The sequence below is a fragment of the Geodermatophilus sp. URMC 63 genome (genome assembly GCF_053502565.1).
The window spans coordinates 4,719,440-4,741,084 of record NZ_CP199956.1 but is presented as its reverse complement, the minus strand read 5'-3'; the positions used below and the strand labels follow the sequence as shown (position 1 = coordinate 4,741,084).

26 protein-coding genes and 4 tRNA genes are annotated in these 21,645 nt (G+C 75.5%); 24 read left to right on the top strand and 6 right to left on the bottom strand.

All coding sequences use genetic code 11. The features are described from left to right. Positions 1–78: 78 nt before the first annotated feature. On the bottom strand, positions 79–348 hold the full coding sequence (locus ACWIZO_RS23070) for a hypothetical protein (protein ID WP_446761158.1): 270 nt from the start codon (positions 346–348) through the stop codon (positions 79–81). A 154-nt stretch (positions 349–502) separates the two neighbouring features. Between ACWIZO_RS23070 and coaE the strand changes: the two genes are divergently transcribed. After that, positions 503–1,129: a dephospho-CoA kinase gene (gene coaE, locus ACWIZO_RS23065; RefSeq protein WP_448639931.1), complete on the top strand. Its 627-nt coding sequence runs from the start codon at positions 503–505 to the stop codon at positions 1,127–1,129. Positions 1,130–1,180: 51 nt separating this feature from the next. Here the strand turns inward: coaE and ACWIZO_RS23060 are convergent. The 4 genes from ACWIZO_RS23060 to ACWIZO_RS23045 all read right to left on the bottom strand — a co-directional run bounded on the left by ACWIZO_RS23060 (position 1,181) and on the right by ACWIZO_RS23045 (position 1,999). Further along, positions 1,181–1,252 (bottom strand) — tRNA-Val (locus ACWIZO_RS23060). 43 nt (positions 1,253–1,295) lie between these two features. Then, a tRNA-Cys gene (locus tag ACWIZO_RS23055) sits at positions 1,296–1,366 on the bottom strand. A 43-nt stretch (positions 1,367–1,409) separates the two neighbouring features. Beyond that, positions 1,410–1,482, bottom strand: a tRNA-Gly gene (locus ACWIZO_RS23050). A gap of 67 nt (positions 1,483–1,549) precedes the next feature. Next, positions 1,550–1,999, bottom strand: coding sequence for an SsgA family sporulation/cell division regulator (locus tag ACWIZO_RS23045; protein ID WP_448639930.1), 450 nt, complete (start codon positions 1,997–1,999; stop codon positions 1,550–1,552). 138 nt (positions 2,000–2,137) lie between these two features. Between ACWIZO_RS23045 and ACWIZO_RS23040 the strand changes: the two genes are divergently transcribed. The 4 genes from ACWIZO_RS23040 (at position 2,138) to ACWIZO_RS23025 (ending at position 4,273) form a co-directional block, all read left to right on the top strand. Beyond that, entirely contained in the window at positions 2,138–2,788 is a 651-nt protein-coding gene (locus ACWIZO_RS23040) for a sigma-70 family RNA polymerase sigma factor (RefSeq protein WP_448639929.1), read from the top strand. Then, a complete protein-coding gene (locus ACWIZO_RS23035) occupies positions 2,785–3,699 on the top strand; it encodes an anti-sigma factor domain-containing protein (RefSeq protein WP_448639928.1) in 915 nt (304 codons plus the stop codon). Before ACWIZO_RS23040 ends, ACWIZO_RS23035 begins: the two co-directional genes overlap by 4 nt. A 125-nt stretch (positions 3,700–3,824) precedes the next feature. Then, on the top strand, positions 3,825–4,175 hold the full coding sequence (locus tag ACWIZO_RS23030; protein WP_448639927.1) for a TIGR02611 family protein: 351 nt from the start codon (positions 3,825–3,827) through the stop codon (positions 4,173–4,175). Between the two features lie 26 nt (positions 4,176–4,201). Then, a tRNA-Val gene (locus ACWIZO_RS23025) sits at positions 4,202–4,273 on the top strand. A 50-nt stretch (positions 4,274–4,323) separates the two neighbouring features. On the opposite strand, the gene ACWIZO_RS23020 is transcribed toward ACWIZO_RS23025, so the two are convergent. Continuing rightward, positions 4,324–4,872: a dihydrofolate reductase family protein gene (locus ACWIZO_RS23020; RefSeq protein ID WP_448639926.1), complete on the bottom strand. Its 549-nt coding sequence runs from the start codon at positions 4,870–4,872 to the stop codon at positions 4,324–4,326. On the opposite strand from ACWIZO_RS23020, the gene ACWIZO_RS23015 reads away from it, so the two are divergent. From ACWIZO_RS23015 to ACWIZO_RS22925, 19 genes are all read left to right on the top strand, one after another. Further along, positions 4,852–5,262 carry a DUF1905 domain-containing protein gene (locus tag ACWIZO_RS23015; protein ID WP_448639925.1) on the top strand — a complete coding sequence of 137 codons (411 nt, stop codon included), beginning with the start codon at positions 4,852–4,854 and terminating at the stop codon, positions 5,260–5,262. The two genes, ACWIZO_RS23020 and ACWIZO_RS23015, sit on opposite strands and share 21 nt — an antisense overlap. 57 nt (positions 5,263–5,319) lie before the next feature. Next, a complete protein-coding gene (locus tag ACWIZO_RS23010; protein WP_448639924.1) occupies positions 5,320–5,700 on the top strand; it encodes an HNH endonuclease in 381 nt (126 codons plus the stop codon). A 52-nt stretch (positions 5,701–5,752) separates the two neighbouring features. Then, on the top strand, positions 5,753–6,304 hold the full coding sequence (locus ACWIZO_RS23005) for an MOSC N-terminal beta barrel domain-containing protein (RefSeq protein WP_448639923.1): 552 nt from the start codon (positions 5,753–5,755) through the stop codon (positions 6,302–6,304). Positions 6,305–6,404: 100 nt separating this feature from the next. Further along, positions 6,405–8,462, top strand: coding sequence for a threonine--tRNA ligase (gene thrS, locus ACWIZO_RS23000; RefSeq protein ID WP_448639922.1), 2,058 nt, complete (start codon positions 6,405–6,407; stop codon positions 8,460–8,462). Then, the gene (locus tag ACWIZO_RS22995; RefSeq protein WP_448639921.1) at positions 8,459–9,037 is read left to right on the top strand and encodes an HIT family protein; all 579 of its coding nucleotides are present in this window, start codon (positions 8,459–8,461) and stop codon (positions 9,035–9,037) included. Before thrS ends, ACWIZO_RS22995 begins: the two co-directional genes overlap by 4 nt. Next, a complete protein-coding gene (pgsA, locus tag ACWIZO_RS22990; protein WP_448639920.1) occupies positions 9,037–9,672 on the top strand; it encodes a phosphatidylinositol phosphate synthase in 636 nt (211 codons plus the stop codon). The genes ACWIZO_RS22995 and pgsA overlap by 1 nt, the downstream gene beginning before the upstream one ends. After that, positions 9,669–10,634 (top strand): phosphatidylinositol mannoside acyltransferase, encoded by a 966-nt coding sequence (locus tag ACWIZO_RS22985; RefSeq protein WP_448639919.1) that lies wholly within the window; start codon positions 9,669–9,671, stop codon positions 10,632–10,634. The genes pgsA and ACWIZO_RS22985 overlap by 4 nt, the downstream gene beginning before the upstream one ends. Beyond that, the gene (locus ACWIZO_RS22980) at positions 10,634–11,866 is read left to right on the top strand and encodes a glycosyltransferase family 4 protein (RefSeq protein WP_448639918.1); all 1,233 of its coding nucleotides are present in this window, start codon (positions 10,634–10,636) and stop codon (positions 11,864–11,866) included. Before ACWIZO_RS22985 ends, ACWIZO_RS22980 begins: the two co-directional genes overlap by 1 nt. Before the next feature lie 11 nt (positions 11,867–11,877). Further along, complete coding sequence (locus tag ACWIZO_RS22975; protein ID WP_448639917.1) at positions 11,878–12,414, top strand: hypothetical protein; 537 nt, start codon at positions 11,878–11,880, stop codon at positions 12,412–12,414. A 65-nt stretch (positions 12,415–12,479) separates the two neighbouring features. Beyond that, the gene (pdxS, locus tag ACWIZO_RS22970) at positions 12,480–13,403 is read left to right on the top strand and encodes a pyridoxal 5'-phosphate synthase lyase subunit PdxS (RefSeq protein ID WP_448639916.1); all 924 of its coding nucleotides are present in this window, start codon (positions 12,480–12,482) and stop codon (positions 13,401–13,403) included. After that, positions 13,400–14,074 (top strand): pyridoxal 5'-phosphate synthase glutaminase subunit PdxT, encoded by a 675-nt coding sequence (gene pdxT, locus ACWIZO_RS22965; protein WP_448639915.1) that lies wholly within the window; start codon positions 13,400–13,402, stop codon positions 14,072–14,074. The genes pdxS and pdxT overlap by 4 nt, the downstream gene beginning before the upstream one ends. Next, the gene (locus ACWIZO_RS22960; protein WP_448639914.1) at positions 14,071–14,823 is read left to right on the top strand and encodes a YebC/PmpR family DNA-binding transcriptional regulator; all 753 of its coding nucleotides are present in this window, start codon (positions 14,071–14,073) and stop codon (positions 14,821–14,823) included. Before pdxT ends, ACWIZO_RS22960 begins: the two co-directional genes overlap by 4 nt. 159 nt (positions 14,824–14,982) lie before the next feature. Further along, positions 14,983–15,564, top strand: a complete 582-nt coding sequence (gene ruvC / locus ACWIZO_RS22955) for a crossover junction endodeoxyribonuclease RuvC (RefSeq protein WP_448639913.1) — start codon at positions 14,983–14,985, stop codon at positions 15,562–15,564. Further along, positions 15,561–16,205: a Holliday junction branch migration protein RuvA gene (gene ruvA, locus ACWIZO_RS22950; RefSeq protein ID WP_448639912.1), complete on the top strand. Its 645-nt coding sequence runs from the start codon at positions 15,561–15,563 to the stop codon at positions 16,203–16,205. Before ruvC ends, ruvA begins: the two co-directional genes overlap by 4 nt. After that, entirely contained in the window at positions 16,202–17,326 is a 1,125-nt protein-coding gene (gene ruvB / locus ACWIZO_RS22945; protein WP_448639911.1) for a Holliday junction branch migration DNA helicase RuvB, read from the top strand. The genes ruvA and ruvB overlap by 4 nt, the downstream gene beginning before the upstream one ends. 175 nt (positions 17,327–17,501) lie before the next feature. After that, positions 17,502–17,867, top strand: a complete 366-nt coding sequence (gene yajC, locus ACWIZO_RS22940; protein ID WP_448639910.1) for a preprotein translocase subunit YajC — start codon at positions 17,502–17,504, stop codon at positions 17,865–17,867. A gap of 11 nt (positions 17,868–17,878) precedes the next feature. Then, a complete protein-coding gene (gene secD / locus ACWIZO_RS22935; protein ID WP_448639909.1) occupies positions 17,879–19,612 on the top strand; it encodes a protein translocase subunit SecD in 1,734 nt (577 codons plus the stop codon). Then, positions 19,609–21,030, top strand: coding sequence for a protein translocase subunit SecF (gene secF, locus ACWIZO_RS22930; RefSeq protein ID WP_448639908.1), 1,422 nt, complete (start codon positions 19,609–19,611; stop codon positions 21,028–21,030). Before secD ends, secF begins: the two co-directional genes overlap by 4 nt. Continuing rightward, on the top strand, positions 21,027–21,623 hold the full coding sequence (locus ACWIZO_RS22925) for an adenine phosphoribosyltransferase (RefSeq protein ID WP_448639907.1): 597 nt from the start codon (positions 21,027–21,029) through the stop codon (positions 21,621–21,623). Before secF ends, ACWIZO_RS22925 begins: the two co-directional genes overlap by 4 nt. Positions 21,624–21,645: the final 22 nt, after the last annotated feature.

Below are 21,645 nucleotides of genomic sequence, written 5' to 3'. Positions count from 1 at the left end.
CGGCGGGGGACGGCCCGCCCGGCTTCCCCGACCGGACGGGCGGGCTCGGCCCTCCTGCATGAGCAGGAGGGCCCTTCGTCAGAGGCTGAGGATGATCGCGAAGGCCGACCGCGGGCGGCCACCGGCGGCGGCCAGGGCCTGCCAGGTGTGGCGGCCGGCGGGGGCGGCGTCGAGCAGCCAGCGGAGGAAGGCGTTGCGACGCGACGGCGTGGCCCCGCGCATCGCCAGCCGCTCCCGGACCGCGGGCAGGTCGGTCACCCGGACGCCACCCGTGCGCTCGATCCGGTGCCGGCCCGCGGCGCGGGGGCCGGCGACGACCGACGGGGTGGCGGTGCGGGTCTGCGACATCGGTGTGCCTGCCTCTCTCGGCTGCTGTCCGGCGGGGGATCGCCGTGGCGGACGTTATGAGCTGTGACTGGTGTGACTGCTGCGACGCGCCGGACGGGGCGGACGGGCGTTACCCGTCCGTGACCGCCGACCGCGTGCTGGCTACCGTCCGTGCATGCTGCGGATCGGGTTGACCGGTGGGATCGGGTCGGGCAAGAGCACGGTGGCCGCGCTGCTCGCGGCCCGCGGCGCGGTGGTCGTCGACGCCGACCGCATCGCCCGCGAGGTCGTCGAGCCCGGCACCCCCGGGCTCGCCGCCGTCGTCGGCGCCTTCGGTCCGGGCGTGCGCGCCGTCGACGGCTCGCTGGACCGGGCCGCGCTCGCCGCCATCGTCTTCACCGACCCCGAGGCCCGCGCGCGGCTGGACGGCATCGTGCACCCGCTCGTGCGGGCGCGGGCGCGGGAGGTCATCGACCGGGCGGCGCCGGACGCCGTCGTCGTCCAGGACGTGCCGCTGCTGGTCGAGACCGGCCAGGCCGGCGTCCACGACCTGGTGCTCGTCGTGGAGACGGACCTGGAGACGCGGGTGGCCCGGCTGCTGCAGCGGGGCCTGTCCGAGGAGGACGCCCGTGCCCGGATCGCGGCGCAGGCCACCGACGAGCAGCGCCGGGCGGTGGCCGACGTCGTCCTGGACAACAGCGGTGGGCCGGAGGCGCTGGCCGAGCAGGTGGACCGGTTCTGGGCCGAGCGCGTCCTGCCGCGGACCGGGGGAGCGGCCGGTGCGGTCCCCGGCGGCGCCTGACCGCCGGACGGAACAGGGCCCCAGGTCGTCGACCTGGGGCCCTGCGGGGGGTGGGCGATACTGGGTTCGAACCAGTGACCTCTACCGTGTCAAGGTAGCGCTCTACCACTGAGCCAATCGCCCGGATCCGATCTGCCGACCGGCCCGCTCCACCGGCGCGGAGGCGAGGTGGAGACGGGATTTGAACCCGTGTAGACGGCTTTGCAGGCCGTTGCCTCGCCTCTCGGCCACTCCACCGCACACACGGGCGCCGGTCTCGCGACCAGCGCCCGAGGTCCCGAGCGGACGACGGGATTCGAACCCGCGACCCTCACCTTGGCAAGGTGATGCTCTACCAACTGAGCCACGTCCGCGTTGCTGTCGTACGGGGAGAACCATACCCGACCCCGGGAGAGGGGTCCCGCAGGGGGTCCCGGGAGGTCAGCGGGCTCCCGGGTCGGCGCCACCGTTGGACAGCAGGGCCGCCAGCTGCTCGTCGACGTCGAGGGCGGCCGTCTCCTGGCCGGGAGGCACCAGGGTCTCGGTCTGCAGGAGGAAGGCCGCGACCGTCGCCCGCGACAGCTCGAACAGCGCCTCGCCCGAGGGTGCGCGCAGGTGCAGGTAGAGGACGTCGCCGCTGGTGCGCGCCGGCCACAGGCGCACGTCGCCGTCCCCGGCGGGGCGCTCGAGGCCGGCGGTCAGCAGCTCGCGGGCCAGCAGCCAGGTGATGCCGTCGTCGGCGGACTCCGCGGTGTCCCCGAAGCCGATGCCGACCGCGAAGGGGTCGCGGACCTCGTAGGAGAGGACGGCGGGGACCTCGGTCCAGGTCGTGGGACCGACCAGGTGCATCGTCAGGGGGACGGCGTACCCGGGGGAAGCTCGGTGGGCCATGACGGGTAGAACGACCGGCGGGGCGGGATGTTGCGCGCTGCTCTCCCCGGGCGTGTCGCCCGGACGGGTGGTGACCGGCGGCTCCGTCGCGGCGTGGTGAACCGCGCCGGGCCCGGTGCGCGAAGACGACGTGTGACGATGGGAGCCGTGACGCGTCCGGCACGACGTCCGGAGGGGGACTCCGGCGACGCGGACCTCGTGGCGCGCGTGCGCGCCGGCGACCGGGGTGCCGTCGACGACCTCTACGACCGGTTCCGGCGGCCGGCCTTCGCGCTGGCCCGCCGCATCCTGGCCGACGACACCCTGGCCGAGGACGTCGTCCAGGACGTGTTCCTCAGCGTGTGGCGCGACCCGCACGCCTACGACCGCGCGCGCGGCAGCTTCTCCTCGTGGCTGATGGCGATGGTGCACCACAAGGCGGTCGACGCGGTCCGCCGCGAGGAGTCCCACCGGCGCCGCCAGTCCCGCGCCGAGGACGACCTGGCGCTCACCGCCCCGACCAGCGGGCACGACGTCGAGGACGAGGCGTGGAGCCGCGTGGTCTCCGAGCGGGTGCGCACTGCGCTGGGGGCGCTGCCCGACGCCCAGCGGGAGGCCCTGACGCTGGCCTACTACGGCGGCTACACCCAGCGGGAGGTCGCCGCCCTCACCCGGGCACCGCTGGGCACGGTGAAGACGCGCATGCTCGCCGGCATGCGCCGCCTCAAGGAGGAGCTCGGCGCGGTGGCCGGTGCCACGGCCGGGGGCGCGCTCAGCGGCCCCACGGCAGTCGACGGAGGAGCGCGGTGAGCGCGGCCCCCGGGTCCCACGAGCCCTTCGACGAGCTCGCCGTCGGCTGGGCGCTGCACGCGCTCGAGCCGGAGGACGAGGCCGTCTTCGGCGCCCACCTGCCGCAGTGCCCCCGCTGCGCGCGCACGGTCGCCGAGACCTCGGAGGTGATGTCCGCCCTGGCGTCCGACCTCCCGCCGGCCGAGCCCTCCCCGGACCTGCGCGACCGGCTGCGGGCCGCCGTCGAGCGCACCGAGCAGCTGCCGCCGCCGGCCGGAGCCGGCCCCCAGGATCCCACCGCGAACCCGGCGCGGGCCCCCCTGCCGGCCGGGCCGGCCGTCCCCGCGCCGCCCGGCCCGCCCGGCGGACGACGGCGCACCGACCGTCCCGCGCCCACCGGCTCCACCGCCTACCGGTCACCGGCCGAGGAGGTCGGGCGGTCGGCGTGGCGGCGGGTGCTGCCCAACGCGCTGGTGGCCGCCGCGGTGGCGGCGATCCTGGCGCTGGGCACCTGGAACGTCGTCCTCGGGTCCGCCCGCGACGAGGCGCAGTCCGCCGCCGCCGAGCAGGCCGAGGTGATGGAGGCGCTGCTGCAGCCGGGCCGGGCGACCATCGCCCCGGTCTCCGACACCGACGGCCACTCGGTGGCCACGGTCGTGGCCCGCGACGGCCAGGTGCAGGTCGTCACGCACGGCCTGCGGGTCAACGACAGGAGCGACAGCACCTACGTGGTGTGGGGCGTGCCGGAGGGGGACGCCGCTGTGGCGCTCGGCACCTTCGACGTCGTGTCCGCACGAACCGACCTGCGGACCGTAGGCTCCGCATCGACCGGTCTCGACGACTACGAGACGTACGCGATCAGCATCGAGCCCGGTCGTCGGGCTCCGTCGGCTCCGACGGACGTGGTGGCGAACGGGCAGGTGACCAGCTGAGCGGACGGGACACCGTGCCGCCGCCCTCGCGGGGGCGGCCGGCCGCGGAACAGCGGCGGGAGCGGGGCGCGCAGGACGGGCACAGCCTCCGGGAGCGGGTTGCCGGGAGCCGCTGGCGCAGGCGCGTGGCCGCGCGCAGGTCGCTGGACTCCTGCTACCGGGTCGGCGTCGGCATCGTCGGCGGGCTGGTGGTGGCCGTCGGCCTGGTCACCATCCCGCTGCCCGGTCCGGGGTGGCTCACCGTCATCGCGGGGCTGTTCGTGCTGGGCACCGAGTTCACCTGGGCCGAGCGGCTGCTGGAGTTCACCAAGCGCAACGTCCGGGCCTGGACCGACTGGCTCGGCCGCCAGCCGGTCTGGGTGCGGCTGGGCGTCGGAGCGCTGACGGCGGCGTTCGTCTACGGGGTGCTGGTCGTCACCCTGCACCTGGCCGGGGTGCCGGGGTGGGTGCCGGGGTGGGTGCCCCTGTGGCGGTGACCGTCTGGCATCATGGACGCCGCAGCGGGCGATTGGCTCAGTGGTAGAGCGCTTCGTTCACACCGAAGAGGTCACTGGTTCGAACCCAGTATCGCCCACGCGCACGAGAGGGCCGGACTCCCCGAGGGGGTCCGGCCCTCTCGCCGTCTCAGGCCGGACCGTAGGTCAGGTGCGCCACCCCGTTGCTCAGCGCCTCGACGCCGAGCAGCGACAGCTTCTGCGAGGTGCCCTCGGGGAACAGCCGGATGCCGGTGCCCACGGCCAGCGGGTAGACGTAGAGGTGCAGCTCGTCGAGCAGGCCGTCGGCGACCAGCGCCCGCACCAGGGTGGCGCTGCCGCTGACGTAGAGGTCGCCGGACTCGCGCTCCTTGAGCTCCCGGATCCGGTCGGCGTCGTAGCCGCCGATCGCCTCGGAGTTGCGCCACACCGACCCCGCGTCGGTGAGCGTGGAGGACACGACGTACTTGGTCGTGTCGTTGAAGAACGGCGCGCCCGGGTCGTCCTCGACGGTCCGGGTCGACCAGGCCGGGGCGAACATCTCGAAGGTCGTGCGCCCGAGCAGGATCCCCGACGCCTCCCTGGTCAGCGCGCCGATCGCGTCGGACAGGTCGTCGGGGAAGCCGTAGTCGACCGTCCACATCGGGACGTCGACCACCCCGTCGACGGTGGTGAACTCGTGCACCTTGATCGCGCCCATGGTGTGCTCCTCGCTGCTGGTCCGGCCGCTCGTCCGGGCCGGGGTGGTCGGTGTCGTCGGGGAGACCCTGGCCGACGCGGTTCCTCATCGGTACCGGGCGCGCCGTCCTCGCACAGCCGCTGTCGCCGGCGCCGGACCGCCACACCCTGCGCGGTCGTCGAGGGTGAGGGCGGCTGGACCTCCGTGCAGGTGCCCGGGTCGGCCCGGTACTCCGGCACCCGCGGCCTGGTCGAGGTCCGCGGGACGGTCGACGGCGTGCCGTTCCGCAGCTCGTCCACGGCCCTCGGTGACGGGACGCACGAGCTGCCGGTGGAGGCCGCGTTGCGCCGGGCCATCGGCGAGGCCGCCGACGACCAGGTCACCGTCCGGCTGGAGGAGCGGCCGGCCTGACCTCGCTCCCGCCGTCTGCCCCGCCGCCTGCCCCGGATCGGGCGCACCATGGGGGAGATGGCACTGGACAGGGCCGCGCGCCTGGAGGCGGCCGTGGAACGGGACGGCGGCACCTGCATCTGGTGCGGCCGCACGCTCTCCGGGCAGGTGACCCCGACGACCGAGCACGTCGTCCCCCGGGTCAAGGGCGGCCCGTCGTGGCTGGAGAACGAGGTCGCGGCCTGCAGCCGCTGCAACGGCGCGCGCGGGCACACCGCGCCGGTCGAGTGGCTCGAGGAGTGCCTGCGTCGCGGCTGGCCGGCCGACGAGGAGCGGCTGGGCCGGGTCCTCACCGGGCTCGCCGAGGCGATCGCCGTCCGCGGCGGCCAGCGGCGGGCGCGGCCCTACCTCGACGCGCAGCTGCGCCGGCTGCGCCGCCGAAGCGGGCAGGCGGCCTGAGCGTGGTCGGTCACCGGGGCGCGGTCGCTACAGCCGCCGTACCGTGACCGCCGTGAGCGCGGGCACGGTCGTGGCGGTCTCGGTCTACCCGGTGCGCGGCTGCGCGGGGACGGCGCTGTCGCGGGCCGAGGTCGGCCCGGCCGGCCTGGCCGGCGACCGCGCGTGGGCGGTCGTCACCGGGTCCGGACGCCGGCTGCGCGGCAAGGACGCTCCCGAGCTGGCGGCGGTCCCCGCCACCGGCGACCCCGACGCCGACGCCGCCGCCGTCACCGCCGCGCTCGGCGAGGCCGTGCGACTCGAGCCGCTGGACACCCGGCCCGACGGCGGGGCGGCGGTGCACCTGGTCTCCCGCCAGGCGCTCGACCGCGCCGCGGCGGGCATCGTGCCGGCCGGCTGCGGCGCGGAGGACCCGCGCGCCAACCTGCTGCTCGACCTGCCCGGGGACCCGCCCGACGAGCTGGAGCGCGGCTGGGTGGGCCGGCGGCTGCGCCTGGGCTCGACCGTGCTGGAGGTCACCCGCCTGCCCCGGCACTGCCTCGGCGTCTACGCCGAGGTGGTGCAGCCGGGCACGGTCGCCGTCGGCGACCACGTCGTCCCGGCGTAGTCGGGTCTCCGGGCCGGAGGCGGGCGCTCGATACGCTGACCGGTGCCCGCCCGGTCCGGACGGACGCCGACCCGCACCCCGAGCGACCCCAGGAGACCCCGTGTCCGCCGCGCCCACCCCCGCCGCCACCGCCCCGATCCGGGTGCCGGCCGGGACCACGGCCGAGCAGGCGCTCAAGGGCGCCGGGGTCGCGCTCAAGGGCCCCGACGGCGCCGTCGTCGTCCGCGACCTGGCCACCGGCGACCTGCGCGACCTGGCCTGGCGCCCCGAGGCCGACGCCGACGTCGAGCCGGTGCCGGCCGCCAGCCCCGAGGGCCGCGCGGTCATCCGGCACTCGACCGCGCACGTGCTCGCGCAGGCGGTGCAGGACCTGTTCCCCGGCACCCGCCTGGGCATCGGCCCGCCGGTCGAGAACGGCTTCTACTACGACTTCGACCCGGAGGAGCCCTTCACCCCGGAGGACCTGCAGGCGCTGGAGAAGCGCATGCAGCAGATCGTCAAGGCCGGCCAGCGCTTCTCCCGCCGCGAGATCACCGACGACGACGCCCGCGCCGAGCTCGCGCACGAGCCCTACAAGCTCGAGCTCATCGGGCTCAAGGGCGGTGCCGACGGCACCGAGGGCGCCGACGTCGAGGTCGGCGGCGCGCAGCTGACCATGTACGACAACCTCGACGCCCGCACCGGCGAGCGGGTGTGGACCGACCTGTGCCGCGGCCCGCACCTGCCGCGCACCTCGGGCATCCCGGCGTTCAGCCTGACCCGGTCGGCGGCGGCCTACTGGCGGGGCAGCGAGAAGAACCCGCAGCTGCAGCGCGTGTACGGCACCGCGTGGGAGAGCCGGGAGGCGCACAAGGCCTACCTGGAGCAGCTGGCCGAGGCCGAGCGCCGCGACCACCGCCGGCTCGGCGCCGAGCTGGACCTGTTCAGCTTCCCCGACGAGATCGGGTCGGGCCTGGCGGTGTTCCACCCCAAGGGCGGCGTCGTCCGGCGGGAGCTGGAGGCCTACAGCCGGCAGCGGCACGAGGAGGCCGGGTACTCCTTCGTCAACACCCCGCACATCACCAAGGGCCGGCTGTTCGAGATCTCCGGCCACCTCGACTGGTACGCCGAGGGCATGTACCCGCCCATGCAGCTGGACGAGGAGCGCGACGCCGACGGCACCGTGCGCCGGCAGGGGCAGGACTACTACCTCAAGCCGATGAACTGCCCGATGCACAACCTGGTGTTCGGGTCCCGCGGCCGCTCCTACCGGGAGCTGCCGCTGCGGCTGTTCGAGTTCGGCACCGTCTACCGGTACGAGAAGTCCGGCGTGGTCCACGGGCTGACCCGCGCCCGCGGCTTCACCCAGGACGACGCGCACATCTACTGCACTCCCGAGCAGATGCCCGGGGAGCTGCGCGGCCTGCTCGACTTCGTCCTCGGCCTGCTCGCCGACTACGGCCTGTCCGACTTCTACCTGGAGCTCTCCACCCGGAACCCGGACAAGTCGGTCGGCTCCGACGAGAGCTGGGAGGTGGCCACCGAGGCGCTGCGCCAGGCGGCCCTGGACTCGGGTCTGGAGCTCGTCCCCGACCCGGGCGGCGCGGCGTTCTACGGCCCGAAGATCTCCGTGCAGGCCCGCGACGCCATCGGCCGCAGCTGGCAGATGTCGACCATCCAGGTCGACTTCAACCTGCCCGAGCGCTTCGGCCTGGAGTACACCGCCGCCGACGGCTCCCGGCAGCGGCCGGTCATGCTGCACCGCGCCCTGTTCGGCTCGATCGAGCGCTTCTTCGCCGTCCTCACCGAGCACTACGCCGGCGCCTTCCCGGCCTGGCTGGCGCCGGTGCAGGTGGTCGGCATCCCGGTCACCGACGACCAGGTCGGCTACCTGACCGACGTGGCGCTGCGGCTGCGGGAGCGCGGCATCCGGGTCGAGGTCGACGACTCCGACGACCGCATGCAGAAGAAGATCCGCACCGCCGCCAAGCAGAAGGTGCCCTTCGTGCTCATCGCCGGGGCCACCGACGCCGAGGCCGGTGCGGTCTCCTTCCGCTTCCGGGACGGCAGCCAGCGCAACGGGGTGCCGGTCGAGCAGGCCGTCGACGCCGTCGCCGCGTGGGTGGCCGCCCGCCACAACGCCGACCCCACCGCCGAGAGCCCGCTGGGGCCGGCGTGAGCACCGGCCCGGAGGCGAGCTTCTCGGTCCCCGTCTCCAGCGACGACGGCGGCCCGGCGACCGTCTTCGAGCACCTGTGGACGCCGTACCGGATGGCCTACATCCGCGGGTCGGGCAAGCCGACCGGCGAGCACGACTGCCCGTTCTGCCTCATCCCGGCCATGCCCGACGAGGACGGGCTGGTCGTCGCCCGGGGCGAGACGGTCTTCGCCGTCCTGAACCTCTACCCGTACAACGCCGGACACCTCATGGTGGTCCCGTACCGGCACGTGCCCGACTACACCGACCTCACCGACGCCGAGGTCGCCGAGCTGGGCGCGTTCACGCAGACGGCGATGCGGGTGGTGCGGCAGGTGACCGGCGCGCACGGCTTCAACATCGGGATGAACCAGGGCGCGGTGGCCGGCGCCGGCATCGCCGACCACCTGCACCAGCACGCGGTGCCGCGCTGGGGCGGCGACACCAACTTCATGCCGGTCATCGGCCTGACGCGGGTCCTGCCGCAGGTGCTGGCCGAGACCCGCACGCTGCTGGCCGAGAGCTGGCCGGCGGCCGCCGCGCCGCGGGGGGCCTGATGCTGGGCTCGGGTGCCCGCGCCGCCGTCGGCCGGTTCTGGGCGCCGGTGGTCACCCGGCTGGCCCGGGCCGGGGTGACCCCGGACATGGTCACGCTCACCGGCACCCTCGGCGCGATCGCCGGCGCGGTGCTGCTCGTCGCGCACGGGCAGCTGTTCTGGGGCGCGTTCACCGTCACGGTCTTCGTGCTGCTCGACATGCTCGACGGCGCCCTCGCCCGCGCCCGCGGCGGCGGCTCGGCCTTCGGCGCGGTGCTGGACTCCACCTGCGACCGGGCCGTCGATGCCGCCGTCTTCGGTGGTCTGGTGTGGTGGTACACCGGCGACGGCGACAACCGCCTGCTCGCCCTGCTCGCCCTCGTCGGTCTCGTCCTGGGCGTGCTGACCAGCTACACCAAGGCCCGCGCCGAGGGTGTCGGCATCCCCTGCGACGTCGGGCTGGTGGAGCGCACCGAGCGGCTGATCCTGGTGCTCGCCGGCACGGGTCTGACCGGCCTCGGCCTGCCCTACGCCGTCGACGTCGGCCTGTGGCTGCTCGTCGTCGGCGGGGCGGTGACGGTGGTGCAGCGGGTGGTCGCCGTCCACCGCGGCGCCCGGGGCAAGGCGGCGCCGGCGGCGTCGACTCCGGCGCGGTGAGCGGTGAGCGCACCCGTGCCGGCACCGCCGTCCCCGCCCGTGCCCGGGTCGCCGACCGGCTCACCGACCTCGGGTACGCGGCCGGCTGGCGGGCCGTGCAGCGGCTGCCCGAGCCGCTGGCCCGCGGCGCCTTCGACGCCGGCGGCCGGTGGGCGGCCGGCCGCGACGGCCGCGGCGTGCGCCAGCTGCGGGCCAACCTGCGGGTGGCCACCGGGGGGCGGCTCGCCGACGACGAGCTCGCCGAGCTCACCGCCCGCGCGCTGCGCTCCTACGCCCGCTACTGGCAGGAGGCCTTCCGGCTACCGCGGCTGCCCCGCGAGCGGATCGTGGCCGGCACCGTCCACTCCGGTGTCGAGCACTTCGAGCGGGCGCGGGAGGCCGGCCGCGGCGTCGTCGCCGCCCTGCCGCACAGCGGCAACTGGGACGCCGCGGGCGTGTGGCTCGTCGACTGGCTCGGCGGGCCGTTCACGACCGTCGCCGAACGGCTGCGACCGGAGTCGCTCTACCGGCGGTTCCTGGAGTACCGGGAGTCCCTCGGCATCCGGGTGCTCCCGCTGACCGGGGGAGAGCGGCCGAGCTCCGCCGTCCTCCGGGAGGAGCTGGCCGGTGGTGGTTTCACCTGCCTGGTCGCCGACCGCGACCTCGGGCCCGGCGGGGTCCCGGTGGAGCTGTTCGGCCGGCCGACGACGATGCCCGCCGGCCCCGCGCTGCTGGCCGCCCGGACCGGGGCCGCCCTGCACCCGGCGATCTGCCGCTTCACCGAACGCGGCTGGGAGTTCGCCGTCCGGCCCGAGGTGCGCGTCGACGGGCCGAGCCGCCTGCGCGACCGGGTCGCCGCGGGCATGCAAGGCGTCGCCGACGCCTTCACCCGCGACCTCGCCGTCCGCCCCGAGGACTGGCACGTGCTGGGCCGCGTCTGGGCCGACGTGCCGCCCGACCCGCCCACGGGGAGGCGCGGCTGATGCGGATCGGCCTGGTCTGCCCCTACCAGTGGGACGTCCCCGGCGGCGTCCAGTACCACGTGCGCGACCTCGCCGAGACGCTGCGCGGCCTGGGCCACCACGTGGAGGTGCTCACCCCGGCCGAGCACGAGGAGTCGCTCACCGACCCCTGGATCACCTTCGCCGGGCGCACCGTCCCCATCCCCTACAACGGCTCGATGGCCAGCGTGCAGTTCGGGCCGGTGTCGGCCACCCGGGTCCGCCGCTGGCTGCGCGAGGGGCACTTCGACGTCGTCCACGTGCACGACCCGGCGCCGCCGTCGATCGGCCTGCTCGTCTGCATGATCGCCACCGGACCGATCGTGGCCACCTTCCACGCCGCCACGGTGCGCTCGAAGTGGCTGGCCGCCTGGGGGCCGGTCGTGCGCCCCTGGCTGGAGAAGATCTCCGGGCGGATCGCCGTCTCCGACTTCGCCCGCCGGGTGCAGGTCGAGCACCTGGGCGGCGACGCGGTGATCGTCCCCAACGGCGTGCACGTCGCCCCCTTCGCCGAGGGGCCGCCCCTCCCCGGCACCGCCCGCGGCGTCGACGGGCCGACCATCGGGTTCCTCGGTCGCTACGACGAGCCGCGCAAGGGCCTGCCGGTGCTGCTGGAGGCCATGCGGACCGTCGTCCGCGAGCACCCCGGCGCGCGGCTGCTCGTCGCCGGCCGCGGCGACCCCGACGCGCTGCAGGAGGCCGTGGCCGAGGACCTGCGGCCGCACGTCGCGCTGCTCGGGGAGGTCTCCGAGACCGACAAGGCCGCGTTCCTGCGCTCGGTCGACGTCTACTGCGCGCCCAACCTGCTGGGCGAGTCCTTCGGTGTGGTCCTCATCGAGGCGATGGCCGCCGGCGCGCCGATCGTGGCCAGCGACCTCGACGCCTTCGCCCGGGTGCTCGAGGACGGCACGGCCGGCGTCCTCGTCCGCCGTGGCGACAGCGGGGCGCTGGCGCGGGCGCTGTCGGACCTGCTCGCCGACCCCGCCCGCCGGGCCGCCCTGTCGGCCACCGCACGCGAGGTGGCCGCCGGCTACGACTGGCAGGTGGTGGCGCGCCGGGTGCTCGCCGTCTACGAGACCGTCGTCCTGCCCGGCTCCGGCGAGGTCACCGCCGCCGACGAGGAGGGGGAGGAGCTGCCCGCCGCGACCGGCACGGCGGGCGGGATCGACGACGCGGGAGCGTGGCCGTCCCTGCTGCGGAGGGTCCGCCGCTAGCGTGGTCGGCCGTGACGCCCGAGGCCTGGTTGCTCCTCCTCGTGGGCGTCGTCGTCCTCCTGCTGGCCTGGACGGCGTGGACGCTCACCCGCCTGCGCCGCCTGGAGGGGCGCGTGGCGCGGGCGTGGACGGTCCTCGACACCCGGCTGGGGCAGCGCGCCGCCCTCGCCGCCGACCTGGCCGCGGAGCACTCCGCCGTCCTGGGGGAGGACCGCACCGCCCGGCTGAAGACGGCGGCCTACGAGGCCCGCGAGCTGCCGGCCGGTGACCGCGAGCTGGCCGAGAACGCCCTCGGCCGGGAGCTGCGCGCCCTCCCCGCCGACCTGATCGGCCTCCCGCCGGCGCTGCTGGGCGGCCTCGCTGAGGCCGAGGACCGCATCGCCCTGGCGCGCCGCTTCTACAACGACGCCGTCCGCGACACGCACCTGCTGCGCGAGCGCCGGCTGCCCCGGCTGCTGCGGCTGCACGGCGACCGGCCGCTGCCGCGGTTCTTCGACGTCGAGGACGGACTGGATGCCGTGACCAGCGGCACGTCGGCGGCCCGCTGACCCGACCTACGATGGTCGCGGTCGTGGGCCGTCCGGCCCGGGTCCCCCCTCTCCTGGAGCAGCCCGTGTCCTCGCACGCCGACGTCCCGACCGACCCGACCGCCGCGCCGGCGACCGGCACCGACCGCGTCAAGCGCGGCCTGGCCGAGCAGCTCAAGGGCGGCGTGATCATGGACGTCGTCACCCCGGAGCAGGCGCGCATCGCCGAGGACGCCGGCGCGGTCGCGGTCATGGCGCTGGAGCGGGTACCCGCCGACATCCGCACGCAGGGCGGCATCGCCCGCATGAGCGACCCCGACATGGTCCAGGGGATCATCGACGCGGTCTCCATCCCGGTGATGGCCAAGGCCCGCATCGGCCACTTCGTCGAGGCGCAGGTGCTGCAGAGCCTGGGCGTGGACTACGTCGACGAGTCCGAGGTCCTGACCCCGGCCGACGAGGCCCACCACATCGCCAAGCGCGACTTCACCGTGCCCTTCGTCTGCGGCGCGACCGACCTGGGCGAGGCGCTGCGCCGGATCGCCGAGGGCGCGGCCATGATCCGGTCCAAGGGCGAGGCCGGCACCGGCAACGTCGTCGAGGCCACCCGGCACATGCGGGCCCTGCGCGCCGGCATCCGGCGGCTGGCCACCCTCGACGAGACCGAGCTGTACGTCGCGGCCAAGGAGCTGCGCGCCCCGCACGACCTGGTGGTCGAGGTGGCCCGCGCCGGGAAGCTGCCGGTCGTGCTGTTCACCGCCGGCGGCATCGCCACCCCGGCCGACGCGGCGATGATGATGCAGCTCGGGGCCGAGGGCGTGTTCGTGGGCTCGGGCATCTTCAAGTCCGGCGACCCGGCGCAGCGCGCGGCGGCGATCGTGCAGGCCACCACCTTCTTCGACGATCCGGCCGTGATCACCAAGGTCTCCCGCGGCCTGGGCGAGCCGATGGTCGGGATCAACGTGGCGACGCTGCCCGAGACCGAGCGCTTCGCCACCCGCGGCTGGTGAGCGGGCCGCGCATCGGCGTCCTGTCGCTGCAGGGCGACGTCCGCGAGCACCTCGCCGTCCTCACCGGCCTGGGCGCCGAGGCGGTGCCGGTCCGGCGTCCCGAGGAGCTGGCCGCCGTCGACGGGCTGGTCCTGCCGGGCGGGGAGTCGACGACGATGACCAAGCTCGCCGTCCGCACCGGCCTGCTCGAGCCGCTGCGCGACGCCGTCCGCGGCGGGCTGCCGGCCTACGGCACCTGCGCGGGCCTGGTGCTGCTGGCCGACCGGCTGCTCGACGCCCCGCCGGACCAGCCCACCGTGGGCGGCCTCGACGTCACCGTGCGGCGCAACGCCTTCGGCCGGCAGGCCGAGTCCTTCGAGTCGCGGATCGCGCTCGTCGGCGTGCCCGGCGGACCGCTGTCGGCGGTGTTCATCCGCGCGCCGTGGGTCGAGCAGGCCGGGCCGGGGGTGCAGGTCCTCGGGCGGGTCGTGGGCGGAGCGGCCGACGGTAGGATCGTCGCGGTGCGCCAGGGCGACGTCGTGGCCACCAGCTTCCACCCCGAGCTGACCGGGGACACCCGGGTCCACGCGCTCTTCGTGGAGATCGTGCGGCGCGCGGCCGCGGTCGGCGGGGCGGTGGCTGTCCCCAGTGGCGCCGGCGCCGGTGCCCCCCACCCCGGAGGAGATCAGTGAGCGGCCATTCCAAGTGGGCGACCACCAAGCACAAGAAGGCCGCGATCGACGCCAAGCGCGGCAAGCTGTTCGCCAAGCTGATCAAGAACATCGAGGTCGCGGCCCGCACCGGCGGCGGTGACCCGGCGGGCAACCCGACGCTCTACGACGCCATCCAGAAGGCGAAGAAGACCTCGGTCCCCAACGACAACATCGACCGGGCGGTCAAGCGCGGCGCGGGCCTGGAGGCCGGCGGCGTCGAGTACCAGAACATCACCTACGAGGGCTACGCCGCCGGCGGCGTCGCGGTGCTCGTCGAGTGCCTCACCGACAACCGCAACCGATCGGCCTCCGAGGTCCGCACCGCGATGACCCGCAACGGCGGCTCGATGGCCGACCCGGGCTCGGTGTCCTACCTGTTCACCCGCAAGGGCGTCATCGTCGTGCCGCGGGCCGCCGGCGTCGACGAGGACAGCGTGCTCATGGCCGTCCTCGACGCCGGCGCGGAGGAGGTCCGCGACCTCGGCGACACCTTCGAGGTCGTCTGCGAGCCCACCGACCTGGTCGCCGTGCGCACCGCCCTGCAGGACGCCGGCATCGACTACGACTCGGCCGAGGCCGGCTTCGTCCCCAGCGTCACCGTCGAGCTCGACGAGGACGGCGCCGGCAAGGTGTTCCGCCTCATCGACGCGCTCGAGGACTGCGACGACGTCCAGAACGTCTACGCCAACTACGACGTCTCCGACGAGGTGCTCGAGCGCGTCGGCTGATCGAAGGACCCCCTCGCCCCCCACACCTCGCTCCGCTCGGCGCGGGCCCCTGCGAGGGGGCCGTTCCAGCACGGCACCGGACGGGCGTGTCGCACCCGATCGTCGGCCACGGCGGTTAGCCTCGGTCGAACACCAGTTCGGCCGGGGGGAGACGCGTCCGTGGGAGGCAGCGCCATGCGGGTGCTCGGCATCGACCCGGGGCTGACCCGGTGCGGGTGGGGAGTGGTCGACGGCCGCCCCGGCGCCCGCCCGGCCGCCGTCGGGGTGGGGGTCATCCGCAGCTCCGCCGAGCTGGACCTGGAGCTGCGGTTGCTGGAGCTGCACACCCAGGTGACGGCGCTGCTGCGCGAGCACCGGCCCGACGTCGTGGCCATCGAGCGCGTCTTCACGCAGAACAACAAGGGCACCGCCACCGGCACCGCCCAGGCGGCCGGGGTCGCGGCGCTGGCCGCGGCGCAGGCCGACCGACCGGTCGCCTGGCACACGCCCAGCGAGGTCAAGGCGGCCATCTCCGGCAACGGCCGCGCGGACAAGGAGCAGGTCGCCCTCATGGTCACCCGGGTGCTGGGCCTGTCGGCCGCCCCCAAGCCGGCCGACGCCGCCGACGCCTTGGCGCTGGCGGTCTGCCACGTCTGGCGCGGCCCGGCCCAGGACCGGCTGCGGGTCGCCGCGATCGCCGGCGGGATCGGCGCGCCGGTCCGCTCGACGACGCTGCCGCGTTGGACGGGGGTGAGCCGGTGATCGCGTCGGTGAGCGGCCGGGTGGCCGCCGTCTCGCCGGACGGCGCGGTGGTCGAGGTCGGCGGGATCGGCCTGTCGGTGCAGTGCACGCCCGGCACCATCGCCCGGCTGACCGTGGGCCAGGACGCGCGGCTGGCCACCAGCCTCGTCGTCCGCGAGGACTCCCTGACCCTCTACGGCTTCGCCGACGACGACGAGCGCCAGCTGTTCGAGCTGCTGCAGACGGCCAACGGCGTCGGCCCGCGGCTGGCCCAGGCGGTGCTGGCCATCCACCCGCCGCGGGAGGTCCGCCGCGCGGTGTCGATGGCCGACGTCAAGGCGCTGATGCAGGTGCCCGGCATCGGCAAGAAGGGCGCCGAGCGGCTGATCCTGGAGCTGCGCGACCGGCTGGGGACCACGACGACGGACACCCAGCTCGACGGCCCGGCCGCGCTGCCTGCCGGCGCCGGCCCGCTCACGGCGGTGGCACCGTGGCGTGACCAGCTCGCCTCGGCGCTGGTCGGGCTGGGCTGGAGCAGCCGGGAGGCCGACACCGCCATCACCGCGCTGACGCCGGTGGCCGACGAGCAGCTCACCGCCACCGGGCGGGTCGACGTCGCGCTGCTGCTGCGCCAGGCCCTGCAGCTGCTGGGCAGGTCATGAGCACGCCGTTCGACCGGGCGCTGACCGGGGAGGTCGACGGCGGCCTGGGCCGGGAGTTCGGCGTCTCGCCGCAGGCCGGTGACGAGGAGCGGGTGGTCGAGTCGGCGCTGCGGCCGCACTCGCTGCACGACTTCATCGGCCAGCCCAAGGTGGCCCGCCAGCTCGCGCTGGTGCTCGAGGGCGCCAAGCGCCGCGGCCGGCCGCCGGACCACGTGCTGCTGTCGGGTCCGCCCGGGCTGGGCAAGACCAGCCTCGCGCTGATCATCGGCTCGGAGCTGGGCACCGCGGTGAAGATCACCAGCGGCCCGGCGATCGAGCGCTCCGGCGACCTGGCCGCGATGCTGTCCAACCTCGGCCCCGGTGACGTGCTGTTCATCGACGAGATCCACCGCATCGCCCGGCCGGCCGAGGAGCTGCTGTACATGGCGATGGAGGACTTCCGGGTCGACGTCGTCGTCGGCAAGGGGCCCGGGGCCACCGCCATCCCGCTGGAGATCAACCCGTTCACCCTCGTCGGCGCCACCACCCGCGCCGGCCTGCTCACCGGCCCGCTGCGCGACCGGTTCGGCTTCGTCGGGCAGATGGAGTTCTACGAGCCCGCCGAGCTGCAGCAGGTGCTCGCGCGCAGCGCCGACCTGCTCGGCGTCGACCTCACCGACGACGGGTCGGCCGAGATCGCCGGCCGCTCCCGCGGCACGCCCCGCATCGCCAACCGGCTGCTGCGCCGGGTGCGCGACTACGCCGAGGTGGAGGCCGACGGGCGGGTCACCCGCGCCGTCGCCCGCGCCGCGCTCGCGCTCTACGACGTCGACGAGCTCGGCCTCGACCGGCTCGACCGCGAGGTGCTCGAGGCGCTGGTCGCGAAGTTCCACGGCGGCCCGGTGGGCGTGAGCACGCTGGCCGTCGCCGTGGGGGAGGAGTCGCACACCGTCGAGGAGGTGTGCGAGCCGTTCCTCGTGCGGGCCGGCCTGCTGGCGCGCACCCCGCGGGGACGGGTGGCCACCGAGGCGGCGTGGCGGCACCTCGGCCGGCCGGTGCCGCGCGGCGGGATCCCCCTCGGGGGTGTCACAGCAGTCCCGCGCGACCCGGGTTCGTCGTCGGAACCGTTGTTCGACGCCTAGACTCGTCGGCGCTGGCGCGCAACTCGACCCCTCGCCGGGTCGACCCGGTCCCGGCCGTGCGACCCGTGTGTCGGCGGCCGGTTGCCGTGCGTGCCGTGACCGACGTACCCGAGCGGTCCCGACCCGGACCGCACCCACCGCGTGCACGTGAGCGCGGTAGAGAGGCACTCCCGTCGTGGAACTGTTCCCCCTGCTCCTGCTGGTGCTGGCGTTCGTGGCGCTGATCGTGCTGCCGGCGCGGGCCCGCAAGCGCCAGCAGAACCAGACGCAGTCGGCCCTCGCCGTCGGCGCGCCGGTGACGATGGCCGGCGGCGTGTACGCCACGGTCGCCGGTCTCGACGACCCGGCCACCGTCCAGGTCGAGATCGCCCCGGGCGTCGTGGTGACCTACGCGCGCCAGGCCGTCGTCCAGGTCCGGCAGCCGGCGGTGACCGGCCCGGCCGTGGACCCGGTGGTGGACCCCGTCGTCGACCCCGTGGCCGACGACCTGCCGGCCCGGGACGACCGCCCCGGTGACGGCCCCTCCGGCAAGACCCTCTGACCGGAGGACCCGTGGCCAACCGCGCCCTGCCCGCGCGCCGCTACTTCGGCGCGCTGGTGCTGATCATCGCCGTCATGTACGGCCTGATCTTCTCCACCGGCACCGACCGGACGCCGCAGCTGGGCCTGGACCTGCGCGGCGGCACCACCGTCACCCTCACCGCCCGCACCCCCGACGGCCAGGCGCCGGCCCCCGAGGACCTCGAGCTGGCCCGCCAGATCATCGAGCAGCGGGTCAACGGCCTCGGCGTGGCCGAGGCCGAGGTGGTCACCGAGGGCGACTCCAACATCGTCATCTCGGTGCCCGGGGACAACGGCGAGCAGGCGCGCGAGCTGGGCCAGACCGCCCAGCTGCGGTTCCGGCCGGTCATCAGCGGTCCCGAGCCGGCCGCGCCGGCGGAGACCGGCGACAGCGCCGCCCCGAGCGAGAGCGCCGGCGCGGGCGACAGCGCGGCGCCCGCCGACGCGGCCACGCCGTCGGACCCCGCCGCGGCCACCGACTCCGCCGCGGCCACCGACTCCGCCGCGCCCACCGACTCCGCCGCGCCCACCGACTCCGCCGCGCCCGCCGACGGCGCGGGCGCGACGACCACCGACGGCGCCGTGGCCGACCCGGCCATCCCCGACCCCGACGCTCCGCCGGTGACCCAGGAGCAGGCCGCCGCCGCGTACGCGACGTTGACCTGCTCGCCGGAGGAGGCCGCCGGCGCGGTCGACCGCTCCGAGGACCACGTGGCCGCGTGCAGCGAGGACGGCAGCGTCAAGTACCTCCTCGGCCCGGCGATCCTCGAGGGCACCGACATCACCGACGCCAGCGCAGGCACACAGCAGACCACCGGTGAGTGGGTCGTGCTGCTGGACTTCAACTCCACCGGCCGGGCCACCTGGGCGGAGTACACGGCCGCCAACATCGGCAACAACGTCGCCTTCACCCTCGACGGCCGGGTGGTCTCCGCGCCCAGCATCACCACCGCCATCAACGGCCAGACCACGATCACCGGCTCTTTCACCCAGCAGAGCGCCGAGGAGCTGGCCAACCAGCTGCGCTACGGCGCGCTGCCGCTGACGTTCACCCAGGCCACCGCGCAGTCGATCTCCACCGAGCTCGGCGCCGAGCAGCTGCGGGCGGGCCTCATCGCCGGCGCCATCGGCATCGCCCTGGTCTTCGTGTACGCCCTGGTCTACTACCGGCTGCTCGGCCTGGTGATGATCGCCAGCCTGTTCCTCTCGGCGGTGGTCGTCTACGCCAGCCTGGTGCTGCTGGGCCGCCAGATCGGGTTCACGCTCAGCCTCGCCGGGATCGCCGGGTTCATCGTGTCGATCGGCATCACGGCCGACTCGTTCGTCGTCTACTTCGAGCGGCTCAAGGACGAGATCCGGGAGGGTCGCACGCTGCGGTCGGCGGTGCCGCGCGCCTGGGTCCGCGCCCGCCGCACGATCCTGTCGGCCGACGCGGTCAGCTTCCTGGCCGCGGCGATCCTCTACTGGCTGGCCATCGGCGACGTGAAGGGATTCGCGTTCACCCTCGGTCTGTCCACGGTGCTCGACCTGATCGTCGTCTTCCTCTTCACCCACCCGCTGATGGCCGTGCTGGCCCGCTACCGGACCTTCGGGCAGAGCCGCTTCTCCGGCCTGGGCCGGGTCGACCGGTCCCGCCGTGCCGGCGGGCCGGTCCCCGCCGCCGGGCGCGAGCTCGTCGGCGCCGGCAGCGGCGCCCGCGCGTCCCAGGACAGGAGCCAGGCATGAGCCGCGAGCAGCACCACGGGCCGGCCGACGGCGTGCCCCCGGGCACCGAGGCCGACGAGGCCCGCGCCGCCACCGCCGCGGCCACCGAGGACGCCGCCGCGGCCGCCGACGACGAGGCGCTGGTCGACGCGGGCCTGGCTGCCGAGGGCGAGCCCGGCGCGGTCCGCCGTCCGCGCCGCCGGGCGTCGCTGGCCCACCGGCTCTACAACGGCGAGGCGGGCCTGGACGTCGTCGGCCGCAGCCGGCTGATCTACAAGGTCACCGCGGTCGTCGTGCTGGTCTGCATCGCCTCGATGGTGTTCCGCGGGTTCAACTTCGGCATCGACTTCGAGGGCGGCAACAGCTTCCGGCTGCCCGGGACCAGCGCCCAGCTCGAGCAGGTGCGCGCCGCGGCCACCGACGCCGGGGCCGACGTCGCCTCGGCGCAGGTGGTCGGCGGCGACACCGTGCTGCTGCGCACCGGCGCCCTGGACAACGACGGCGAGCGGGCCGTCGTCCAGGCCGTCGCCGACGCCGCCGGGATCGCCCCCGACGAGGTGAGCCCCGACGCGGTCAGCGCCCAGTGGGGGCAGGACATCACCGACCAGGCGCTGCTCGCGCTGGCGGTGTTCCTCGTCGCCGTCGTCGCGTTCCTCGCCGTCCGGTTCCAGCCGAAGATGGCCATCGGGGCGATCCTCGCGCTGCTGCACGACCTGCTCGTCACCGCCGGCGTGTACTCGCTGATCGGGTTCGAGGTCACGCCCTCGACGGTCATCGGCCTGCTGACCATCCTCGGGTTCTCGCTCTACGACACCGTCGTCGTCTTCGACAAGGTCGACGAGAACACCCGCGGCCTGTCCTCCGGCGCGCGCATGACCTGGGGCGAGGCGGCCAACCTCGCGGTCAACCAGACGCTGATGCGCTCGATCAACACCTCGGTGATCGCGCTGCTGCCGGTCGCCGGGCTGCTGTTCGTCGGCGCCGGCCTGCTCGGCGTCGGCACGCTCAAGGACCTGGCGCTCGTGCTGTTCGTCGGCCTGGCCGCCGGCGCCTACTCCTCGATCTTCCTGGCCACGCCGATCGTGGCCGACCTCAAGGAGCGCGAGCCCGAGCAGGTCGCGCTGCGCCGCCGCGTGCTGGCCCGCCGCTCGGCGGCCGCCCGGCAGGGCACCCGCGCCGTCGCCGGGCCGGTCGCCAGCGCCCGCCGCAACCGCGGCGGCGCCCGCGGCGGGGTCGCCCTGGCCGAGCGGGACCCCGCCGACCGGGACCCGGGCGCGCTGGGCCCGGCGCAGGCCGACGTCGTCGTCGAGTCGCCGTCCTCCGTCGGCCCCGAGCCGGCCCGTGGCCCCCGCCCGCACGGCGCCAGCGCGGCACCGCGCCCCGGGCAGCGCCCGCAGCGGCCCGGCGGCCGCTCCGGCAGCACCAAGAAGCGCCGGTGAGCGTCCCCGAGGCGCTGCAGCCGCTCGACGAGCTCATCGCGAGCCACGCGGTCGACGTCCCCGACTTCCCGGTCCCGGGCGTGCTGTTCCGCGACCTGACGCCGGTCTTCGCCGACGGGCCGGCGTTCCGCCGCATGGTCGAGGGCCTGGCCGCGCCGCAGCTGGCCGACCCCCGGGTGGCCGCGGTGGCGCACACCGACGACGGCGCCCCGTCCGACCCCGGCTTCGACGTCGTGGTCGGCGTCGAGGCCCGCGGCTTCCTGCTGGCCGCGGCCGTGGCGCTGCACACCGGCGTCGGTGTCGTCCCGGTGCGCAAGGCCGGCAAGCTGCCGCGGGAGCGGGTGAGCGCCGAGTACGTGCTCGAGTACGGCACGGCCACCGTCGAGATGCACACCGACTCCCTGCGGCCGGGGCAGCGGGTGCTGCTCGTCGACGACGTCCTCGCCACCGGCGGCACGCTCGGCGCCGCGCTCGCCCTGGTCGAGGAGCTGGGCGCGGTCGTCACGGCGGTGTCGGTGGTCATCGAGCTGGCCGAGCTCGGCGGGCGCCAGCGGATCGCGCCGCACGCCGTGCACGCCCTCTGGACCACCTGAGGGGCCCGTCCGGCCCGTCCGG